Annotated in this window: 3 protein-coding genes; all 3 read right to left on the reverse strand. The window is 43.6% G+C overall.

Annotated features, from left to right (window positions below; all coding sequences use genetic code 11):
• Positions 1 to 173, reverse strand: a 173-nt coding sequence (locus IID12_10255) for a hypothetical protein (protein MCH8289465.1), incomplete at its 3' end; no start/stop codon positions are given.
• Between the two features lie 220 nt (positions 174 to 393).
• Positions 394 to 1,956 carry a DUF4384 domain-containing protein gene (locus tag IID12_10260; GenBank protein MCH8289466.1) on the reverse strand — a complete coding sequence of 521 codons (1,563 nt, stop codon included), beginning with the start codon at positions 1,954 to 1,956 and terminating at the stop codon, positions 394 to 396.
• Positions 1,957 to 2,650: 694 nt separating this feature from the next.
• Positions 2,651 to 2,835: hypothetical protein (locus tag IID12_10265; protein MCH8289467.1), on the reverse strand; the 185-nt coding region annotated here is incomplete at its 5' end.

Here is a 2,835-nt window from a genome sequence, read left to right on the forward strand (position 1 = left end):
TAACTCCCCGACAGGGCATACCTGCCGTCGGGGGAAAAAGCGACGGAAAGGACATTCCAAGAATGCCCCAGCTGCACAAAGACTTCCGGCTTTAACTCCTGCGCGTTGGTTTCCGCCGTCAGCGCGGCAAAGAGAAGCATGATTAAAACGTAAGCTGTCGGATTAATTCTCATAGTCTGTTTTCCTTTTTTGTGCGGGTTAGGGGGCTTGTTGCCTAAACTCCTTCGGAGCCCTGACTGCCGCATTATCTTTGTCATTGTGAGAAACGTAGTGACGAAGCCTGCCCGACATCGGTCTGACGGGCAATCTCAAATCTCTCCTGTCATCCCTCAACTAACCACCCCTCGGTCCCCTCCTTTGTAAGGAGGGGAAGGTTACACCAAACGTAATCGTCTATTTCACAGTCGTAATAGTCAAAATGACATCCGTGTTTTCCGGCTTACCCGATTTCTTTCTGATACCACGCATGCGGACGGTATACTTTTTAATGTCCTCCGCGAAGACATCCTCGTAAAACTCTCCATCGAATGTTTTTGTCGTAACTTCAACCTCAGGAAACTTCTTGGTGCTTGCGAAAATTTGAAGCCTCTCAACTCCCAGAGGCGGAGCAAAAACAAACTCGTCCGGCAGTGTATAGACCCTGTTTACTTTTGAAGCGTCGACATACAGATTATTATACAATAATAGCCGGATCCCGTTCGCCATGTGATAGATAACCTGCAGGTTGCTTGGTTTGTTCACCCGCACGTAAACTTTTGTCTCTTCATCTTCCCTGAATATCAGGTTCCTGTTTCCCTTGTCGGTCCATACTTCTAATGAGAGCTCTCCGGAAATCACGTCTTTTTTCAGAAAGAGCCGCGTATCCTCCATAAGCTCGAGCATGTTGACCGGCTTGAACTCGATGTTTTTCTCCTGTAACAGTTTCACAGGTATTTGGACAGACGCCGTGCCGATTATCTCGCTCGCTTTCAAATCTGATAACACCGCACGAACTACAAGATCGGAACCTTCTTCCCAATAACTCCCCATGATATAACTGTCGAATCGCGGATTTGTTACGCGGGCTTCAGATTCAACTCCCCGCTTAGGCTGTTCACTGATAACCGAGAATTCCGGTGTCAGCTCACCCTGCAGATATGGTAAAAACCGTTGCGAAAATTGCGATCCAAAATCTGTATCTCTATATGAGAACGGTACCACAAGCACTTTCCTTTTTTCGGGGACCTGGCTTTTCAGCTGTTCTGAAAGCGCGTAGGCTGCATCCTCTAACGTTGTTATCCGGCCGCCTATGAGATCTTCGATTTTAGCTTCCACCTCACTCAAACTTAGCGAAGACGACGGCAGCTGCTTATTATTCGCAAATGGAGAAACCCTGTTCAGGATATTAAGAATGGTGTGCGCCTCACCTATTTGCAAAAATAAAGGATATGTTTTTTTATAAGTTTCCGCCGCCATTTGTAATTGATCATTCTTCGCATAGTCTGCGGCTGTCGAAAGCAGCTTATCGAGCTCTCTTAGTATCAGATTGAGATGATTCTTGTAATCAGCCGCAGCGCCATCGATTTCCATCACAGCGAGAGCGTAGCTTATCTTTTTCTTCCTGTCATCATACCATTCGGTCTTTACACCCCGAAGGTTCAGCTGTGTCACAGAAGTTACAACATTGCGGTAGTCCGAGGTTGCTTTTCCCGCGGTGACCTTCTCTGCCGAGTAGATTTCATTCTTTATAGTCTGAAGAAACTGACCGGATAGCTCGGCTTTCGCGTTTGATTCAGCAATCCCTTTTCTCGTTTCAACTGAGTTATCCTCGGATACGCCGAATCCTGTCATGTATAAACCGGACGGATACTTGCGCGAACTGCCCCCGTTTTTCACCCAGTCGGGAGTTTTTTGAGCATAGGATGCTGAGAAAATAAAAAAACCGGCTAATCCCGCTAAAATGATTCTGATTTTCATAGTCTCCAGATTAATATATTACCTTAATCGCCTTTAACGAATATAATTTTTGAACACTAACGCTTTAGTATATGGATATAACCTTCTTTAAACAAGCTTATACCAGATGTATAGCTCAGAGGTTTTAATATTGGTTATTCCGATGTAATCGGACACCTGTTCCGATTGTAATCGGCCACCTTCCCATTCTCTCTCTATCGAAGCCTAATATATTTCAAAGTGTCTGATTAGGAAAGAACATTTTTCGATTTTCGCATCGATTCTTAAAATGTTTGAGTAACAAAAGGCTAAAATTGATTCCCATAAACGACCGTTTTTGGCACTTTCTGACAAAGTCCCAATAACCTATCCCAAAACACCTGAATCGAGTGCCAAAACTCCGTCTCGATTGAATATTCCCATAACTCTCTCACTTAGACGTTTTTGAGACTCCATCTAATCAATACAGATTCCAAAGAAACTATTTGGAACTAGTTGATTACTGTATAAAACAGCTATAGTTTTTTGGAATTTTGAATGTGCTACATTTAGGTTCATATTGGATATTATTGAACACTTATCTATCCAGTTTTTAGGAATTGGATATAATAGCGAGTGATTCTCGTCGGTATTCTATCCAATTTTAGCAATAATTTACTTAATCAAAATCATCTTCTTTGTTTGAACAAAATTACCTGCTTGGAGGCGGGAAGAATTAACTTCCCTGTTTCAAAGCTGCTAACCGCTTAATAGTATCTCGTCGCTCGGGAATCTCCTCGTCAGCGTTTTTCCATAGATCAAGGAGCGCTTCATAGTTTTCAATAGCGAGCTCCGGCTTGCCCATCTCTTCGTATGCTTTTCCCCTGATATAGTAAGCACGGGGATAGTTGTGGTAACGCG

It is taken from the genome of Candidatus Neomarinimicrobiota bacterium (assembly GCA_022567655.1).
Lineage (GTDB): Bacteria > Fidelibacterota > SORT01 > SORT01 > SORT01 > JADFGO01.